Source organism: Streptococcus sanguinis, assembly GCF_003943735.1.
In the GTDB taxonomy this organism is placed as follows: Bacteria; Bacillota; Bacilli; order Lactobacillales; family Streptococcaceae; genus Streptococcus; species Streptococcus sanguinis_E.
The window spans coordinates 12,747-30,693 of record NZ_RJMV01000014.1; the positions used below are offsets into that span (position 1 = coordinate 12,747).

General features: G+C 45.0%; 17 protein-coding genes and 1 other RNA gene. 16 read left to right on the forward strand and 2 right to left on the reverse strand.

The window, feature by feature from the left end; translation table 11 throughout:
• Positions 1–7 precede the first annotated feature (7 nt).
• The 13 genes from rsmH to pepC all read left to right on the forward strand — a co-directional run bounded on the left by rsmH (position 8) and on the right by pepC (position 13,584).
• Positions 8–958, forward strand: coding sequence for a 16S rRNA (cytosine(1402)-N(4))-methyltransferase RsmH (gene rsmH, locus D8877_RS10920; protein ID WP_125353341.1), 951 nt, complete (start codon positions 8–10; stop codon positions 956–958).
• A gap of 7 nt (positions 959–965) precedes the next feature.
• Complete coding sequence (gene ftsL, locus D8877_RS10925) at positions 966–1,289, forward strand: cell division protein FtsL (protein ID WP_002893529.1); 324 nt, start codon at positions 966–968, stop codon at positions 1,287–1,289.
• Positions 1,279–3,567, forward strand: a complete 2,289-nt coding sequence (gene pbp2x / locus D8877_RS10930) for a penicillin-binding protein PBP2X (RefSeq protein ID WP_125353344.1) — start codon at positions 1,279–1,281, stop codon at positions 3,565–3,567. Before ftsL ends, pbp2x begins: the two co-directional genes overlap by 11 nt.
• A 1-nt stretch (position 3,568) precedes the next feature.
• Entirely contained in the window at positions 3,569–4,552 is a 984-nt protein-coding gene (gene mraY / locus D8877_RS10935; RefSeq protein ID WP_002893527.1) for a phospho-N-acetylmuramoyl-pentapeptide-transferase, read from the forward strand.
• A gap of 104 nt (positions 4,553–4,656) precedes the next feature.
• On the forward strand, positions 4,657–6,000 hold the full coding sequence (locus tag D8877_RS10940) for a DEAD/DEAH box helicase (protein ID WP_125353346.1): 1,344 nt from the start codon (positions 4,657–4,659) through the stop codon (positions 5,998–6,000).
• A gap of 246 nt (positions 6,001–6,246) precedes the next feature.
• Entirely contained in the window at positions 6,247–7,056 is an 810-nt protein-coding gene (locus D8877_RS10945; protein ID WP_002923363.1) for an amino acid ABC transporter permease, read from the forward strand.
• The gene (locus D8877_RS10950; RefSeq protein WP_125342642.1) at positions 7,056–7,799 is read left to right on the forward strand and encodes an amino acid ABC transporter ATP-binding protein; all 744 of its coding nucleotides are present in this window, start codon (positions 7,056–7,058) and stop codon (positions 7,797–7,799) included. Before D8877_RS10945 ends, D8877_RS10950 begins: the two co-directional genes overlap by 1 nt.
• Before the next feature lie 171 nt (positions 7,800–7,970).
• Positions 7,971–8,195, forward strand: coding sequence for a DUF4059 family protein (locus D8877_RS10955; protein ID WP_002893522.1), 225 nt, complete (start codon positions 7,971–7,973; stop codon positions 8,193–8,195).
• 65 nt (positions 8,196–8,260) lie between these two features.
• Entirely contained in the window at positions 8,261–9,175 is a 915-nt protein-coding gene (trxB, locus tag D8877_RS10960; RefSeq protein WP_125353348.1) for a thioredoxin-disulfide reductase, read from the forward strand.
• Between the two features lie 107 nt (positions 9,176–9,282).
• Entirely contained in the window at positions 9,283–10,743 is a 1,461-nt protein-coding gene (locus tag D8877_RS10965; protein WP_125353350.1) for a nicotinate phosphoribosyltransferase, read from the forward strand.
• The gene (gene nadE, locus D8877_RS10970) at positions 10,740–11,564 is read left to right on the forward strand and encodes an NAD(+) synthase (protein ID WP_002908979.1); all 825 of its coding nucleotides are present in this window, start codon (positions 10,740–10,742) and stop codon (positions 11,562–11,564) included. Before D8877_RS10965 ends, nadE begins: the two co-directional genes overlap by 4 nt.
• A gap of 46 nt (positions 11,565–11,610) precedes the next feature.
• Complete coding sequence (locus D8877_RS10975; protein ID WP_125353352.1) at positions 11,611–12,171, forward strand: GNAT family N-acetyltransferase; 561 nt, start codon at positions 11,611–11,613, stop codon at positions 12,169–12,171.
• Between the two features lie 78 nt (positions 12,172–12,249).
• Positions 12,250–13,584 carry an aminopeptidase C gene (gene pepC, locus D8877_RS10980; protein WP_125353354.1) on the forward strand — a complete coding sequence of 445 codons (1,335 nt, stop codon included), beginning with the start codon at positions 12,250–12,252 and terminating at the stop codon, positions 13,582–13,584.
• A 77-nt stretch (positions 13,585–13,661) separates the two neighbouring features.
• Here the strand turns inward: pepC and pbp1a are convergent, their stop codons facing one another.
• Positions 13,662–15,803, reverse strand: a complete 2,142-nt coding sequence (pbp1a, locus tag D8877_RS10985; protein ID WP_125353357.1) for a penicillin-binding protein PBP1A — start codon at positions 15,801–15,803, stop codon at positions 13,662–13,664.
• A complete protein-coding gene (gene recU / locus D8877_RS10990) occupies positions 15,796–16,398 on the reverse strand; it encodes a Holliday junction resolvase RecU (protein ID WP_125342647.1) in 603 nt (200 codons plus the stop codon). Before recU ends, pbp1a begins: the two co-directional genes overlap by 8 nt.
• A gap of 67 nt (positions 16,399–16,465) precedes the next feature.
• Here recU and D8877_RS10995 point away from each other — a divergent pair, with 67 nt between their 5' ends.
• From D8877_RS10995 to rnpB, 3 genes are all read left to right on the forward strand, one after another.
• Entirely contained in the window at positions 16,466–16,993 is a 528-nt protein-coding gene (locus tag D8877_RS10995; protein ID WP_004185623.1) for an SLOG family protein, read from the forward strand.
• A 71-nt stretch (positions 16,994–17,064) separates the two neighbouring features.
• Positions 17,065–17,427: a cell division regulator GpsB gene (gpsB, locus tag D8877_RS11000; protein ID WP_050540601.1), complete on the forward strand. Its 363-nt coding sequence runs from the start codon at positions 17,065–17,067 to the stop codon at positions 17,425–17,427.
• A gap of 22 nt (positions 17,428–17,449) precedes the next feature.
• Positions 17,450–17,817: RNase P RNA component class B (gene rnpB / locus D8877_RS11005), an RNA gene on the forward strand.
• The last annotated feature ends 130 nt before the right edge of the window (positions 17,818–17,947 follow it).

Sequence of the window (17,947 nt, forward strand, 5' to 3'; positions counted from 1 at the left end):
GTAAGATATGACAAACGAATTTCATCACATTACTGTTCTTCTTCATGAAACGGTTGACCAGCTGGCGGTTAAGCCTGACGGCATCTATGTCGATGCGACCCTTGGGGGTGCTGGTCACAGCGAATATCTTTTGAGCCAGCTCGGAGACGAAGGGCATCTCTATGCCTTTGATCAGGACCAGACGGCTATTGACAATGCTAAAAAGCGCTTGGCTCCTTATGTAGAGCGGGGGATGGTGACCTTTATCAAGGACAATTTCCGCCACCTCAAGAGCCGTTTGCAAGAAGCTGGTGTGGAAGAAATTGATGGGATTTGTTATGACTTAGGCGTTTCCAGCCCTCAGCTGGATCAGCGTGAGCGTGGTTTTTCCTATAAACAGGATGCGCCTTTGGATATGCGTATGAACCGCGAGGCAGCCTTGACAGCTTTTGAGGTTGTCAATCATTATAGCTATCAGGATTTGGTACGAATCTTTTTTAAATACGGCGAAGACAAGTTTTCTAAGCAGATTGCCCGTAAGATTGAGCAGGCTAGAAGTGTCAAGCCCATTGAAACAACGACAGAACTGGCTGAAATTATCAAGTCAGCCAAGCCAGCTAAGGAGCTAAAGAAGAAAGGCCACCCAGCCAAGCAGATTTTTCAGGCCATTCGGATTGAGGTCAATGATGAACTGGGCGCAGCGGATGAGTCTATTCAGCAGGCCATTGATCTGCTAGCGGTGGACGGCCGGATTGCGGTCATTACTTTTCATTCGCTGGAAGACCGTCTGAACAAGCAGCTTTTCAAGGAGGCGTCGACAGTGGATGTTCCCAAAGGCTTACCTTTCATCCCAGATGAACTGCAGCCTAAGCTGGAGCTGGTCAGCCGCAAACCAATTTTACCAAGCAAAGAAGAATTAGAAAGCAATAATCGGGCTCATTCCGCCAAGCTGCGCGTGGCCCGTAAAATACACAAGTGAGGAAGAAATGTCAGAAAAAAGACCAAATCCGCTTCAAGATCAGATGAGAAAATTTTCCCGAGTTGAGAAGGCCTTTTACGGATCTATCGTTTTGACTGCCATTATTTTAGCGGTCAGCATCGTCTTTATGCAGACCAAGCTATTGCAGGTGGATCGGGATTTGACGGAAGTCAATACACAGATTGAAGCGGAGCAGACAGAGCTGGCTGATATCAAGCAGGAAGTCAATGAACTGACCCGCTATGAAAGGTTGTCCCAGTTAGCCAGCTCTCAGGATATGAAACTCCAGAAGGGAAATCGTAAAACAGTGAGTTCAACGGATGAAGAATAGAATTTTTGAAAAAATTAAAAAATACGCCCTGAAAAATAGGCAAACCCCTGAATACAATCGGCGGCAAGTGGGAAAGAGCATGAGCATCTTAGCTATCTTTCTCTTTTTCGTTTTCTTGATTAATTTTGCCATTATTATCGGGACAGACCAGAAGTTCGGTGTTAATCTGTCAAAGGGAGCAGAAGTTGTCCATCAAAAGACGGTCACAGTCGCTGCTCGGAGGGGAACAATCTATGACCGAAATGGAGTTCCCATTGCGGAGGATGCCACGACTTATAATGTCTATGCCATTATTGACAAGAGTTACAAGTCAGCTACCGGCAAGATTCTCTACGTAGAAGAATCCCAGTATGATAAGGTGGCAGAGATTTTCAATCAATACTTAGAGCTGGACAAGGACTACGTCAAAACCCAGCTGTCGCAGAAAAATCTCAAGCAGGTTTCCTTCGGGGCTCAGGGCAATGGCATCACCTACAGTAATATGAATGCCATGCGGGAAGCCTTTGAAGCTGCTGGTATTGAAGGGATTGACTTTACTACCAGTCCTAACCGCAGTTATAATAACGGTGTGTTTGCCTCCCAGTTTATCGGTCTGGCCCAGCTGCAGGAGGATAAGGAAGGCAATAAGACGCTGAAAGGGACTTCTGGCATGGAGCAGGCTCTGGATAGGATTCTTGCTGGTCAGAATGGGGTTGTGACCTACGAAAAAGACCGGAATGGCAATGTTGTGCCTGGGTCAGAAAAGGTCTCTGTACAGGCAGAGGACGGCAAGGACGTCTATACAACGCTGTCGGCTGATTTGCAAACCTACCTGGAAACGCGGATGAATGCCTTCCAGGAAAAGGTTAAAGGCAAGTTTGTCAATGCGACCTTGGTCAGTGCTAAGACAGGCGAAATCCTAGCCACATCTCAACGGCCTACCTATAATGCAGATACCAAGGAAGGCTTGAATGAGAAAAATCTAGGCAACTGGAACACCATGCTCTATCAAGGTCAGTATGAGCCTGGATCTACTATGAAGGTTATGACTCTAGCTTCAGCTATTGATAATGGCAGCTTTAATCCTAACGATACCTATGACAGTAGAGAATACAAAGTTATGGATGCGACCATTCGGGACTGGAATGTCAACATGGGGATTTCAGAAGGGGAAACCCTGACCTTTGCCCAAGGATTTACCTATTCCAGTAACGTTGGTATGACTATTTTGGAACAGAAGATGGGCAATGACAAGTGGCTGGACTACTTGAGTAAGTTTAAGTTTGGTCTGCCGACCCGCTTTGGGATGGGCAATGAAACTTATGGCTCCCTGCCAGGTGATAACTATGTTACGATTGCCATGAGCTCTTTCGGCCAAGGGATTGGTGTGACCCAGGTGCAGATGCTACGTGCCTTCTCATCTGTTGCCAATGATGGCGTCATGGTAGAGCCTAAGTTTATCAATGCCATCCATGATCCTAAAACCAATACAGCTCGTAAGACTGCGACGGAAATTATTGGAAATCCTGTCTCAGAAAAAGCAGCTCAAACCACTCGGGATTATATGGTTCAGGTCGGAACAGACCCCTACAAAGGAACCCTGAATGTCGGTGGAGAACCCGTCATTCAAGTGGCCGGTCAGAATGTCGCTGTCAAGTCAGGGACCGCTCAGATCGCTTCTGAAAATGGTTATCTAGAGGGCGAGAACGACTATATCTATTCAGTTGTTGCCATGACCCCGGCAGAAAATCCGGAATTTATCATGTATGTGACAGTTCAGCAGCCTGAGGAAAAATTCCAGCCTATATTCTGGCAGGAAGTGGTCAATCCGGTCTTGGAAGAAGCTGTCGCTCTCAAAGACAGTCTTAATCTGACGACAGAGACAACTCCAGCTCTTGAAACAGTCACTGAAGAAACCAGCTATAAAATGCCATCACTGGAAGAACTGACCAAGCAACTAGGTCTGAAACATCAAGTCAGTCCTGGCGGTCTGGCAGATGAATTGCGCCGCAACCTCGTCCAGCCAATTGTGCTGGGAACAGGTGGCAAGATTAAAAAAGTATCTGTCAAAGAGGGCAAAAATCTCAAGGCCAACCAGCAGGTTTTGATCTTGTCAGATGATTTAGACAGTCTGCCTGATATGTACGGCTGGACCAAGGCCAATGTCGAACGTTTTGCCAAGTGGCAGGACATCGAAGTCACTTTCAAAGGAGAGGGATCCAAGGTCGTCAAGCAGAGCGAGAAGACCAATACTTCGCTGAAAAATCTCAAGAAAATAACAATTACAATGGGAGACTAATATGCTTATTGCTCTTATTGCAGGAATCGTAACTTTTATCCTAACTATCATCGGCATTCCTGCCTTTATTCGTTTTTACCATAAGGCTCGTATCACAGGCCAACAGATGCACGAAGATGTTAAGCAGCATCAGGCCAAGGCCGGAACACCAACCATGGGTGGTACTGTCTTTCTTTTGACATCTGTTCTGGCCAGCTTTGTTATCGGTCTGTTTTCGCATCAGCTGTCCAACGGCCTCATCATGATTCTTTTTATCTTGGTTCTGTATGGCGTTGTCGGCTTTTTGGATGATTTCCTTAAGGTGTTTCGTAAGATCAACGAGGGTCTAAATCCCAAGCAGAAACTGTTTTTGCAGCTGGTTGGCGGAGTTGTCTTTTACTTCTTTTATAATCAGCACGGTGCAGGCGACCAGCTGAATGTCTTTACCGTTCCTGTCCAGATAGGCTTCCTCTATGTCTTTTTCGTCCTTTTTTGGCTGATTGGCTTTTCCAATGCTGTCAATCTGACGGATGGAATTGATGGTTTGGCCAGCATTTCGGTGGTCATTAGCTTGGTAGCCTATGCTGTGATTGCTGTTGAGCAGAAGCGTTTTGATATTCTGATTGTCATCATTAGCATGATTGGCGGCTTGCTAGGCTTCTTTGTCTTCAACCATAAGCCCGCTAAAATCTTCATGGGAGATGTAGGAAGCTTGGCTTTGGGCGGTATGCTGGCTGCTATCTCCATTTCCCTTCATCAAGAGTGGACTTTGCTCTTGATTGGTATCGTCTATGTATTTGAAACGACCTCAGTCATGATGCAGGTGACTTACTTCAAGCTGACCGGCGGCAAGCGGATTTTCCGGATGACCCCGGTTCATCACCACTTTGAGCTGGGAGGCCTAACTGGCCACGGCAAGGAGTGGAGCGAGTGGAAGGTCGATTTCTTCTTCTGGGGAATCGGTATCGTGGGCAGTCTTTTGACCCTAGCTATCTTATATCTATAGCAAGAAGCGAGTCTCTGGCTCGCTTTTTTGCTTCTTAGATTTGAGGATAAGCAGGATGGTCAATTTTTTGGTATAATAGTTAGGATAATAGAATAGAGGACAAGATGAAATTTACAGAATTTAAGTTTAAAGATTATATTCAGGAAGCGCTCAGGGATTTGAACTTCGTTGAAGCGACTCCAGTCCAAGAGAAGCTGATTCCAGTGGTATTGTCAGGTCGGGATTTGGTCGGTGAGTCCAAGACAGGCTCTGGGAAGACCCACACATTTTTGCTGCCGATCTTTCAAATGCTGGATGAGGAAGCAGACAGCGTGCAGGCTCTTATTACAGCCCCAAGTCGGGAGCTGGCAGCACAGATTTATCAGGCGGCTCGTCAGTTGGCTAGCTTTTCTGAAAAAGAGATTCGGGTGGCCAATTATGTCGGCGGGACTGACAAAGCTCGTCAGATTGGGAAGTTAGAGTCTAGTCAGCCTCATATCGTCATCGGAACCCCTGGGCGGATTTATGACCTGGTAGAGTCTGGCGATTTGGCTATTCACAAGGCCAAGACCTTTGTCGTTGACGAGGCAGATATGACACTGGACATGGGCTTTTTGGCGACGGTTGATAAGATTGCAGGCCGGCTGCCAAAAGACCTGCAGTTTCTCGTTTTTTCAGCGACCATTCCGCAGAAGCTCCAGCCTTTTTTGAAAAAATACCTATCTAATCCAGTGATTGAGCAGATTAAGACCAAGACGGTCATTGCGGACACCATTGAAAACTGGCTCCTATCAACCAAGGGACGAGACAAGAATGCTCAGATTTATCAAATCAGTCAGCTTCTGCAGCCTTATCTGGCCATGATTTTCGTCAATACCAAGACGAGGGCAGATGAACTGCACAGCTATCTGACAGCTCAAGGGCTCAAAGTTGCTAAAATTCATGGAGATATTGCTCCGCGGGAGCGCAAGCGTATCATGAATCAGGTCAAGAATCTGGATTTTGAGTACATTGTCGCTACTGACTTGGCAGCGCGGGGGATTGATATCGAAGGTGTCAGCCATGTTATCAACGATGCCATTCCTCAGGACTTGTCTTTCTTTGTCCATAGGGTAGGCCGAACCGGCCGTAATGGTCTTCCTGGCACAGCCATTACCCTCTACCAGCCGAGTGACGACTCAGATATTCGTGAACTGGAAAAGATGGGGATCAAATTCGCTCCCAAGATGATAAAGGATGACGAGTTTCAGGATACCTATGACCGAGACCGTCGTGCCAATCGGGAAAAGAGCCGGGAGAAGCTGGACACGGAAATGCTGGGGCTGGTCAAGAAGAAAAAGAAAAAAATCAAGCCAGGCTACAAGAAAAAAATTCAGTGGGCTGTTAACGAAAAGCGCCGCAAGACCAAGCGAGCAGAGAATCGTGCACGTGGCCGGGCAGAGCGTAAGGCTAAGCGCCAAACCTTTTAGTGATATACTTTTCTTATCGCTGTGATAAGAAAAATATATTAGTCTTTATGAGATAGATATGATAGACTAGTGAAACTAGTCTATTTTTATATTGGGCTTAGTGTGGCTTATTTGATATTTAGGAACACGAGATTTGCACTAGCTACTCACGTTTTGACTGCTAAAAGACAGTAAAAGCGAAGCAAATTCTTTGTTTTGTTCCAGAATTATGTTAAAATATTTCATTATCAAGAAAAGGAAGTAATAATGGTGGTTACAACTTATCTTCTGACAACTGGTTGGTATGAGGAGTTCCTCAAGTTCATTCCAGATGGTAAATTATTTAGTTTAAGGGCTGTTTTTGAGGCTATTCCCGGCATTTTGCAAAATTTGCCAATCACCCTTCTTTTGACAGCGGGTGGTGCAGTCTTTGGTATTCTGCTTGCCATGGTTTTTGCTATCGTCAAGATTAATCGGGTTAAAGTCCTGTATCCGATTCAGGCTTTCTTTGTCAGCTTTCTGAGAGGAACACCGCTGCTGGTCCAGCTCATGCTGACCTATTTTGGGATTCCTTTATTGCTGAAGGCTATCAATCAGAAGTATGGCACAAGCTTTAATATCAACGAGATTCCAGCGTCTGTCTTTGCGATTGTTGCCTTCGCTTTCAACGAAGCAGCTTATGCCAGTGAGACCATTCGGGCAGCAATCTTGTCCGTGGATTCGGGAGAAATTGAAGCTGCTCGCAGTTTAGGGATGACCAACAAGCAGGTTTATATGCGTGTCATTATCCCCAATGCAGCAGTAGTCGCGACACCTAGTCTGATTAATTCCCTGATCGGCTTGACTAAGGGAACTTCTCTGGCCTTTAGCGCTGGTGTAGTGGAAATTTTTGCCAAGGCACAGGCTATCGCGGGGGCAGACTACCGTTACTTTGAGCGTTTTATCTCGGTGTCGCTGATTTATTGGGCAGTCAATATTCTCATTGAGCAACTTGGCCGCTGGATCGAAAAGATGATGGATATCAAGCAGCCGGATAAATTTGAATCGCTTCAGCAAGCAGAAGGAGAAGGAATCTGATGATTAATATTTCACATTTAAGTAAGACTTTTTCAGGTCAAAAGGTTCTGGATGATCTCAGTTTGGACATTCAAAAAGGCGAAGTAGTGGCTTTGATTGGCTCTTCAGGTGCTGGGAAATCAACCTTTCTCCGTAGCCTTAACTATCTGGAACAGCCAGACAGCGGAAAAATCACTATCGACGGTTTCAAAGTGGATTTTTCAAGGATTTCCAAAGATGAGATCTTGCTGCTGCGCCGCAAGCTAGCCATGGTCTTTCAGCAGTTCAACCTCTTTTCCCGTCGGACAGCTCTGGAAAATGTCAAGGAAGGTCTACTGGTAGTTAAGAAATTGTCAGACCAAGAAGCGACCAAGATAGCCAAGGAAGAGTTAGCAAAGGTTGGCTTGTCAGACCGAGAAAATCACTATCCTAGACATTTGTCAGGCGGACAGAAGCAGAGGGTAGCCTTGGCAAGGGCTTTAGCTATGAAGCCAGATGTTCTTTTACTAGACGAGCCGACCTCAGCCTTGGACCCCGAGTTGGTAGGAGAAGTAGAGAAATCAATCGCTGATGCAGCCAAGTCTGGCCAAACCATGATTCTGGTCAGTCATGATATGTCCTTTGTCGCTCAGGTTGCGGATAGAGTACTCTTTTTGGATAAGGGGAAAATCATAGAGTCTGGGACACCAGATGAAATTATTCATCATCCAAAGGAAGAAAGAACCAAGGAATTTTTTGCTAGTTACAAACGCACCTATATTTGATATAATAGAGACAGTGAAGGCTCAGTTGGCTAGACCAGCTGAGTTTGTTTTCAGTCTCAGCATACTGCGGAGCAGGCTTTCTTGTCTAGTGGGTGTTTTATGCTGACAGCTAGATTTGGAGTTGTTCCCTTTCTTTGTACTATGAGGCTGATTGACCTTTGAGGAGTTGACATGTTAGATCAAATATTTGCACTTTATATCGAGAGCCTGCTTTATACAGCAGTCGGTGTAGGGATTATTGCGGGTTTATGGATTGGACTGCGGATGATTCGCCGCAAGGACAAGACAGCCAAGGAGCGTCAGAGTCATCTGTACGATGTCCTTTTGATTGTCATTATGACGATTCCAGTCCTGTCTTTTGCGACGCTGGGCCTGCTCATTGTCCTAAAAGCTTAAATGCTTGTAAAACTGTAGAAAAGTTGTTAGAATAATTCTAGTTACAACAAGGAGAAAGAAGAGTTATGTACGATACAATTATTATTGGAGCCGGGCCTGCCGGCATGACAGCTGCCCTCTATGCAGCCCGCAGCAACCTAAAAGTTGCCCTGCTGGAGCGTGGTATTCCTGGTGGTCAGATGAACAATACTGCTGACATTGAAAACTATCCAGGCTATGCCAATATTAGTGGTCCTGAGCTAGCAGAGAAAATGTTTGAGCCTCTTGAGAATCTAGGTGTTGAACATCTATTTGGCCTAGTAGAAAAAATTGAAGACCGAGGCGATTTTAAGGAAGTCATCACAGAGGATGAGCGTTTTGAAGCTAAAACAGTCATCATTGCTTCTGGTGCCAATCATCGTCATCTGGGGGTTCCTGGCGAGGAAGACTACAACAGCCGCGGCGTTTCCTACTGTGCGGTCTGTGATGGCGCATTTTTCCGCGATGAAGACCTGCTGGTTGTCGGTGGTGGCGACTCGGCGGTAGAGGAAGCTATTTTCTTGACGCGCTTTGCAAAAAGTGTGACCATTGTTCACCGTCGTGATGAGCTGCGAGCACAAAAGGTGCTGCAGGATCGCGCCTTTGCCAATGAAAAGATTCGCTTTGTCTGGGATTCTGTAGTGGAAAGTATCCATGGTGATGAGCGTAAAGTGACTGGCGTAACCTTCAAGAATGTCAAGACAGGTGAGATTAGCCAAGCAGATTTTGGCGGCATCTTTATCTATGTCGGTCTAGATCCGGTTAGTGAATTTGCTGCGGACTTGAGTATCACTGATGAGGCTGGCTGGATTCTGACGGACCATCAGATGAAAACGTCAGTAGCCGGTATTTACGCTATTGGTGATGTTCGCCAGAAAGACCTGCGCCAGATTACAACGGCTGTTGGCGATGGTGCCATTGCCAGTCAGGAAGCATACAAATATCTTACAGAGCAAGCATAAAAATAAGAGCTAAGCAAGTGTGTCTATTCAAGTGAGTTGACAGGATTTGCTTAGCTTTTCTGGAATTATGATATAATAAGAGGTATCTAGCGTAAAGGAGCAAGAAGATGTACCCAGATGATAGTTTAACTCTGCACACTGATTTGTACCAAATCAACATGATGCAGGTTTATTTCAAGCAAAATATTCATAACAAGCGTGCAGTTTTTGAAGTTTTTTTCCGTAAGAATCCTTTTAATAACGGCTACGCAGTTTTTGCGGGCTTGGAAAGAATTATTTCCTATCTCAATAATCTGACGTTCAGCCAGAGCGATTTAGATTATTTGCAATCCTTGGGCTATCACGGAGAGTTTCTGGATTATTTGCGGAATCTCAAGATGAGTCTGACAGTAAGATCTGTTCAGGAAGGTGATTTGGTTTTTGCCAATGAACCAATCGTGCAGGTGGAAGGTCCACTGGCTCAGTGTCAGCTGGTTGAGACTGCTCTGCTCAATATCGTTAATTTTCAGACCCTGATTGCTACCAAGGCAGCCCGTATCCGCTCTGTTATCGAAGATGAGCCACTGATGGAGTTCGGTACGCGCCGGGCCCAGGAAATGGATGCTGCTATTTGGGGGACTAGGGCAGCGGTGATTGGCGGAGCTAACGGTACCAGTAATGTCCGAGCTGGCAAGCTCTTTGATATTCCAGTCTTGGGAACGCATGCCCATGCTCTCGTTCAAGTCTATGGAAATGATTATGATGCCTTTAAAGCTTACGCTGAGACTCATCATAACTGTGTTTTCCTAGTAGATACCTACGATACATTGCGCTTAGGTGTTCCGGCAGCCATTCGGGTGGCGCGTGAGCTAGGAGACAAGATTAAGTTTCTGGGTGTCCGCATTGATTCGGGAGACCTTGCCTATATTTCTAAGAAAGTTCGTCAGCAATTAGATGAAGCTGGCTTCCCTGACGCTAAGATTTATGCGTCCAATGATCTGGATGAAAATACCATTCTCAACTTGAAAATGCAAAAAGCCAAGATAGATGTCTGGGGTGTGGGAACCAAGCTCATTACAGCCTACGACCAGCCGGCTTTAGGAGCGGTTTATAAGATTGTTGCTATTGAAGATGAGAATGGCGTTTTGCGCAATACCATCAAGCTGTCCAATAATGCCGAAAAAGTTTCGACTCCAGGCAAGAAGCAGGTTTGGCGTATTACCAGCCGCGAAAAAGGGAAGTCCGAGGGAGACTACATTACCTATGATGGCCTTGATGTTAATGGCTTGGAAGAGCTGGAAATGTTTCATCCGACCTATACCTACATCAATAAAACGGTAAAAAATTTTGATGCCGTACCGCTTTTGGTGGAAATTTTCCAAGAAGGGAATTTGGTTTATAATCAGCCGACCTTAACTGAGATCCAAGCCTATGCCCGTAAGGAATTTGATAAACTTTGGGACGAGTACAAGCGGGTTCTCAATCCACAGGATTATCCAGTTGACCTGGCTCGAGATATCTGGCAGGATAAGATGGATTTGATTGACCAGATGCGCAAGAAAGCCTACCAGACAGGAGCAGAAAAATGAGTCTACAAGAAGAAATTATCGCTCAACTGGGCGTCAAACCAATCATTGACCCGGAGGAAGAAATCCGCAAGTCGGTGGACTTTCTCAAGGCCTATCTAAGAAAGCATCCTTTCTTGAAAAGTTATGTTCTGGGAATTTCTGGTGGTCAGGACTCGACCTTGGCTGGCCGTTTGGCCCAGCTAGCTGTAGAGGAAATGCGGGCTGAGACTGGTGATAATAGCTACCGCTTTATCGCTGTTCGTCTGCCTTACGGTGTTCAGGCAGATGAAGATGATGCGCAAAAGGCTCTGGCTTTTATCCAGCCCGATGTCAGTTTGACAGTCAATATCAAGGAATCTGCTGATGCCATGACAAGGGCTGTGGAGGCAACGGGTGCCACAGTCTCTGATTTTAACAAGGGCAATATCAAGGCCCGCAGCCGTATGATTGCCCAGTATGCTTTGGCTGGTTCGTACAGCGGGGCTGTCATTGGGACCGATCACGCAGCAGAAAATGTCACGGCCTTTTTCACCAAGTTTGGGGATGGCGGAGCAGATATCTTACCGCTTTACCGTCTCAATAAACGGCAAGGCAAGCAGCTTTTGGCCACTTTAGGAGCTGATCCTGCCCTCTATGAAAAGGTACCGACGGCTGATTTGGAAGAGGAAAAACCTGGGATTGCGGATGAAGTCGCTCTGGGAGTGACCTACAATGAAATTGACGATTATCTCGAAGGTAAGTCTGTTTCAGCTCAAGCCCAAGAAACTATCGAATCTTGGTGGCATAAAGGACAGCATAAACGCCATTTGCCGATTACGATTTTTGATGAATTTTGGAAGTGAAATCTCTATTGAAACTTTTTAGTTTGAGCTAAGAAACGAGGAAGCTATGAAAAAGATTGGTACACAGTCCATTGAAACCAAACATCTTTTGCTAAGACCTTTTCTGGAATCAGATGCTCAAGCTATGTACGACAACTGGGCTTGTCGTCCGGATAATTTGTTGCATGTGACCTGGTGTGCTCACGAGAGTCCTGAAGTCACCAAACGATCCATTGCTCGCTGGGTTGAGAATTATCAAAACAAGGATTTTTACAAGTGGGCCATCTGCCTGAAAGAAAATCCTGAACAAGTGATTGGCGATATTAGTGTGGTGGATAGAGATGAAGCAGTTAATGCTTGCGAAATCGGTTATATTTTAAGTAAAGACTATTGGGGGCAGGGGCTGATGACAGAAGCTTTGAAAGCTGTTTTGAACTATCTCTTGCAAGACGCAGGATTCAATCGTGTCACAGCAAGATTTGTAACAGCCAATCCAGCTTCGGGGCGTGTTATGGCTAAAGCTGGAATGAGCTACGAAGGTACTTTCCGTCAGGCTGTATTTCATAAAGGACAAGTCAAAGATTTTTCCGTCTATGGAATCCTAACATCCGATTTAGAAAAAGGCTAGGACTCTTTTGCCCAGCCTTTTTACTTGCGCTCTTTTTTTAAAGTTCTATAATAGATGTATAATGACAAGGAGGATTCTATGAAGTCGTTAGAACAAGATTTTACAGATAAGTTGTATGCTGCTTATGAGGCCAATCCCAAGTTTGCAGCAATTGAAAATGCCATCAGCCACAATGGCCTTTTGGCTTCCTTAGAGAAGCGAAGCGCTGCTGTGGAAAACACACCTGTCTTTTCACTGGACCTCACTAAGGACAAGGTTAGCGACCAGAAAGCTTCTGGACGCTGTTGGATGTTTGCAGCTCTTAATACCTTCCGCCACAAGATGATTGCTGGTTTCCAACTGGAGGATTTTGAGCTATCTCAAGCCCATACCTTCTTTTGGGATAAATATGAAAAATCCAACTGGTTCTTAGAGCAGGTGATTGCGACGGCTGACCAAGAATTGACTAGCCGTAAGGTCAAGTTTCTCTTAGATACGCCTCAGCAGGATGGTGGTCAATGGGATATGGTCGTGGCGCTTTTTGAGAAATACGGCGTCGTGCCTAAGTCCGTCTATCCAGAGTCAATCTCTTCCAGTAACAGCCGTGTGCTCAATCAAATTCTCAATAAGCTCTTGCGCCAGGATGCGCAGATTTTGCGAGAATTAGTGGTAGAAGGAGCAGACTTGGCAGAACTTCAGGCTAAGAAAGAAGAGCTCCTCCAAGAAGTCTTTAACTTCCTAGCTATGAATTTAGGCTTGCCGCCTCGCCAGTTTGACTTTTCTTATCGCGATAGGGACAATCATTTCCATAGCGAGAGCGGATTGACACCACAGACCTTTTATCAAAAATATGTTGACCTCAAGCTAGATGACTATGTTTCTATCATCAATGCGCCGACTGCAGACAAGCCTTATGGTCGGTCCTATACAGTCGAGATGTTGGGAAATGTCGTTGGCAGCAAGCCAGTCCGTTATTTGAATGTTGAAATGGGCCGACTAAAAGAGCTGGCTATTGCGCAAATGCAGGCTGGCGAGACCGTTTGGTTTGGCTCGGATGTAGGTCAGTCTAGCAATCGCAAGGCAGGTGTTATGGCAGAAGGGATGCATGATTTCACTGCTAGCATGGATATTCGACTAACTCAGGACAAGGCTGGCCGCTTGGACTATAGCGAAAGCCTCATGACCCACGCTATGGTCTTGACAGGTGTGGACTTGGATGAAAATGGCAAGGCTAAGAAATGGAAGGTCGAAAACTCCTGGGGCGAAAAGGTTGGTAACAAGGGCTATTTCGTAGCCTCTGACGCTTGGATGGACGAGTATACCTATCAAATCGTCGTCCGTAAAGAGTTTCTGACAGCCGCAGAATTAGCTGCATATGAAGCAGAGCCTCTTGTCCTATCTCCCTGGGATCCCATGGGTGCTTTGGCAAAGTAAGCTTTGATGAGAGAATAAGAAAAGAGTAAGAATTTTTCATTCTTACTCTTTTAGTTTGTATTCTAATCTTCGTAACCCTAGTCATTTCCACCGTCACCGGAAGATGAGTCATTGTGGCTAGAAGAGCTATTGTTTGAATCACCAGAATGCTCACTGGAAGCTGATGTGTCAGAGCTAGCTTCTGTACTGTAACTGCTATAGCTAGAATAGTTATAGTACTGCTGGTTATTGTAGTAACGGTTATAGCCAGTACCACTGTTGAGGTAGACATAAGATCCACTGCGGTAGAGACCATCTGGCATTTCCCAATCTTCTGAAGCAGAGCCGTCTTGAGCTAGGTAAAGCATCATTTCGCGGTAGACATCTGTTGCTACCTTAACCCCATCATCAAGAATTGGTGTCAGGCGGTTAGAGTAGCCGGTCCAAACAGCCATTGAATACTTAGGCGTGTAACCAACGAAGAGCTCGTCTGGTGTGACAATGCTAGAGTAGTAGTAAGGCTTGGTCAGCTTGGCTAATTCATCGTCAGCATAGTTGGAGGTTCCAGTCTTACCAGCCTGATAAACCCCAGAAATAGCAGCGTTTGTACCTGTACCAGACTGCAAGACTGTTTTCATCATATCGGTCATCATGTAGGCTGTCGTTTCCTTCATAGCCTTGGAACCATTGTTGGAGAAGGTCTTCTCTGTTCCGTCGCTGAAGACAACGCGATTGACATACTGAGGTTTGTAGTAAGTACCACCATTGGCAAAGGCTGCATAGGCAGCAGCCATTTTTTCACTGCTGGCTCCGTATTCGTTGCCGGATTTGCTGGTATTACTTGAAAAGGCATTAACATAGAACATTTCAGGATAGTTAATCCCAATACGATTTAGGAACTTGAGGGACTCATCCAGACCAACGGCTTCCAGCGTTTTCACGGCAGGAACGTTCCGGGATTCCTGAATAGCGTATTGAATCGTCATCCCGCCGTAGTATTTCTTATCCCAGTTATAGACTGGTGTGCTGGAATACGGGAAGTTATATGGAGCATCCGTGATAGGAGCAGCAGTTGAAGTATAGACTTCATTTTCAAGAGCTGGAGCATAATCGGTGATTGGCTTCATTGTTGAACCGAAGTCACGGTTGGTTTCAACAGCTTGGTTGGTACCAAAGGATACGTTGGTAGATTGGTTACGAGAACCGAGCTGGGCAATGACTTTACCAGTTTGCACATCCATAACAGTGGAGGCAACCTGCATTTCGTCATCTGGATAAGCTACATAATCTCCTGTGTTGTAAATATCCCAGAGTTTCTTTTGGGCATCAGTGTTGACGTTTGTATAGACTTCCATACCAGTTGTCAGGACATTGTAGCCAGTCTCTTCTTCTACTTGTTCAATTACTTCCTTAAGATAATTATCCATGTAAGCGGGATAACTAGTGGAAGCTTTCAAACTTTGAAGTCCGTCGGTTACAGGGGTATTCTTAGCTTGCTCATACTGCTCATCTGTGATGTACTTGAGATCATGCATCTCACGAAGTACCAGATTACGGCGGTTGGTTGCAGCCTCTGGGTGAGTGTAAGGGTCGTATTGGTTAGGTGCCTGAGGCATACCTGCCAGTAGAGCTGTTTGGTGTAAGCTCAAGTCTTTTAGGTCCTTGCCATAGTAGCTTCGGGCTGCTGTCTGCATACCGTAGTTACTGTTAGACATGTAGACTTTGTTGACATAATAGGTCAAGATTTGCTGCTTGGTTGCTTTGCGCTCAAGCTGAGCGGCCAGCCAAGCTTCTTGGATTTTACGTGAAAGGGTCGCGTCCGAAGAAGAAGTTGAGAAATAAGACAGCTTAATCAACTGCTGGGTCAGAGTTGAACCACCTTGACGGCCTCCGCCACGGATGTTACTGATAAGGGCACCTGCAATCCGAATAAAGTCCACCCCGCGGTGGTTGAAGAAGCGATGGTCTTCGATGGCGACAATGGCGTTAACCAAATCCGTAGGTATTTCACTAGTTTCAGCATTGACCCGCTTTTCAGCGCCTAGGTCCGCAATCAAATTGTTATTGCTGTCAAAAATCTTACTGGATGTGGTCGCGATGAGGTCTTTTTCAGAAAGCTTAGGAGCCTTGACCGCATAGTAGGTAAATACCAAACAGCCAATCACGAATCCAATCATAAGCAGGGTTATAAGTGCACTTGCAAGATATTTCAAAGCCTGCATAAGAGTTTGTTTATTCATTTATAATACCACCTAGTAGTTTTTGTTCGATAATTTCAAGATAAGGGATGCTGGGAAGTTGCTGCATTTCAATCGGATAACCATGCTCTTGAATGTAGGTTAAGGGCATGGACTTCCCTCCCTTGTCGATCTTGTAAAACTCAATTAAATAAGAAGCGGGAAGTAGGTAAGTCTCCCTTAAGCTGGAAAAATGCAGTAAGACAAAACAGATGCCCTTTTGCTCAAGGACTGCCTCCATATGTTCAATCTGATGCGAATGAAAATTTTTCATGGGCATCGATTTTTTCTGTCGGGTTTCCTTGGCTTCAAAGTCAATATAATGGCCCTTGTAGACACCAGAATAGTCTGTTGTGGAAGCTTGCCGAAAGTAAGCCTCTACAATCTTGGCTCGGCTACGGTGCGGATAATCAACCTTGACAATCTGAATGGGGGTAGGCTTTTTATGGATGACAGCGAGTCCTCTGCTTAGATAGTAGTTGTTGGATTCGTTGATCATCTTTTCAAAAGACATCCCACGATTGGCAAAGTTAACAATGCCGGGAACAGGCCTGTTGATACTGCTTTTTGCCTTTAGCTTATGCGGATAGTTGACCATAAAACTCCTTATTGGTACAATAGCATCACTCTATTATACCACAAAAAACTTTTTTAAGGGAGAATAAATGACCAGTCTATTAATAACAGGCTACAAAGCCTTTGAAATCGGCATTTCGACGGAAAAAGATATGAGAATAAAAATTATAAAAGAAGCCGCTAAGAGGGACTTAATCCGTTTTTTGGAAGACGGAGTGGATTGGCTGGTTTTTATGGGAAATCTGGGCTTTGAATCTTGGGTTTTGGAGCTGGCCAACGACCTGAAAAAGGACTATGAATTTCAGACGGCAACCATCTTTCTCTTTGAGAATCAAGGTGAAAATTGGAACGAAGCTAATCAAGCAAAATTAGCTGCTTTTAAGCAAGCCGATTTCGTCAAGTATGCTTATCCGACCTATCAAAATCCTAGTCAGTTTCGTGATTACAATCAATTCGTCATTCAAAATACAGATGGAGCCTACTTGTTTTACGATGAAGAACAGGAGACAAAACTGAAATATCTTTACCAAGAAATGAAAAAACAAGAACAATATTTTATCAAAAAATTAACATTTGATGACCTGAATGAAGTGGCCGAAAATTTTTCGGGAAATTAGATGATAAATCTTGATTTTTATTAGGCATTTTGTTTATAATTGAATATGACAAACTAGATTGGAGAGAGAAGATGGCAAGTATTATTTTTACAGCAAAAGATATTTTTGATCAGGATTTTAAACGCGAAGTACGCGGTTATAGTAAGTCCGAAGTGGATGAGTTTTTGGATGATATTATCAAGGATTATGAGACTTATGCAGCCTTGGTAAAGGAGCTGCGTGAGGAAAATCGCCGTCTCAAGGAAGAGTTGGCTGCGAAGCCGGTTGAAAAAGCACCGGTTCAGCCGACTCAGCCTGTCCAATCAACACAAGCGACTCAGTCGACTGTGGAAAGCTTCCCTCAGATGACTTCTGCGACTAACTTTGATATCTTGAAACGCTTGAACCGCCTCGAAAAGGAAGTATTCGGGAAACAAATTCTGGATCGTGAATAATGGTTCTTTTTAGAACAGTGCAATTTTTGGATAATCGCGTGGAAATTTTAGATTTTCATGAGGAAAGTCCATGCTAGCACTGGCTGTGATGCCGGTAGTGTTTGTGCTAGGCGAAGAAATAAGCCTAGGGACGGATTTTTCCGTTACGGCGACTGAAAGGGCTAAGTCTTTGGATATGTCTGATTAGGTCTGAAAGTGCCACAGTGACGTAGTTCTTCTGGAAACAGAAGAAGTGGAACGCGGTAAACCCCTCAAGCTAGCAACCCAAACTTTGGTCGGGGCATGGAGTGCGTGGAATCGAACATAGCACTCTGACTGGAAACAGTAGACAGATGATTATCGAAGGAAATGGTACCTAGTCATTTCCGGAACAAAACATGGCTTACAGAAAATTGCATATAGGCTGAGGCTGGGACGTCAAGTCCTGTCCTCTTTAAATTTTATAATAGAATAGCAAGAGAGTGGCTGAGCGCTCTATTCTCTGCCAAGTTCAACTAACTGTTGCTTCATTTGTCTGATG

What these genes read in the sequence shown, in the direction of transcription:
- rsmH (WP_125353341.1), top strand. Translation starts at nt 8, where the DNA reads ATGACAAACGAATTTCATCACATTACTGTTCTTCTTCATGAAACGGTT.
- ftsL (WP_002893529.1), top strand. Translation starts at nt 966, where the DNA reads ATGTCAGAAAAAAGACCAAATCCGCTTCAAGATCAGATGAGAAAATTT.
- pbp2x (WP_125353344.1), top strand. Translation starts at nt 1,279, where the DNA reads ATGAAGAATAGAATTTTTGAAAAAATTAAAAAATACGCCCTGAAAAAT.
- mraY (WP_002893527.1), top strand. Translation starts at nt 3,569, where the DNA reads ATGCTTATTGCTCTTATTGCAGGAATCGTAACTTTTATCCTAACTATC.
- D8877_RS10940 (WP_125353346.1), top strand. Translation starts at nt 4,657, where the DNA reads ATGAAATTTACAGAATTTAAGTTTAAAGATTATATTCAGGAAGCGCTC.
- D8877_RS10945 (WP_002923363.1), top strand. Translation starts at nt 6,247, where the DNA reads ATGGTGGTTACAACTTATCTTCTGACAACTGGTTGGTATGAGGAGTTC.
- D8877_RS10950 (WP_125342642.1), top strand. Translation starts at nt 7,056, where the DNA reads ATGATTAATATTTCACATTTAAGTAAGACTTTTTCAGGTCAAAAGGTT.
- D8877_RS10955 (WP_002893522.1), top strand. Translation starts at nt 7,971, where the DNA reads ATGTTAGATCAAATATTTGCACTTTATATCGAGAGCCTGCTTTATACA.
- trxB (WP_125353348.1), top strand. Translation starts at nt 8,261, where the DNA reads ATGTACGATACAATTATTATTGGAGCCGGGCCTGCCGGCATGACAGCT.
- D8877_RS10965 (WP_125353350.1), top strand. Translation starts at nt 9,283, where the DNA reads ATGTACCCAGATGATAGTTTAACTCTGCACACTGATTTGTACCAAATC.
- nadE (WP_002908979.1), top strand. Translation starts at nt 10,740, where the DNA reads ATGAGTCTACAAGAAGAAATTATCGCTCAACTGGGCGTCAAACCAATC.
- D8877_RS10975 (WP_125353352.1), top strand. Translation starts at nt 11,611, where the DNA reads ATGAAAAAGATTGGTACACAGTCCATTGAAACCAAACATCTTTTGCTA.
- pepC (WP_125353354.1), top strand. Translation starts at nt 12,250, where the DNA reads ATGAAGTCGTTAGAACAAGATTTTACAGATAAGTTGTATGCTGCTTAT.
- pbp1a (WP_125353357.1), bottom strand. Translation starts at nt 15,803, where the DNA reads ATGAATAAACAAACTCTTATGCAGGCTTTGAAATATCTTGCAAGTGCA.
- recU (WP_125342647.1), bottom strand. Translation starts at nt 16,398, where the DNA reads ATGGTCAACTATCCGCATAAGCTAAAGGCAAAAAGCAGTATCAACAGG.
- D8877_RS10995 (WP_004185623.1), top strand. Translation starts at nt 16,466, where the DNA reads ATGACCAGTCTATTAATAACAGGCTACAAAGCCTTTGAAATCGGCATT.
- gpsB (WP_050540601.1), top strand. Translation starts at nt 17,065, where the DNA reads ATGGCAAGTATTATTTTTACAGCAAAAGATATTTTTGATCAGGATTTT.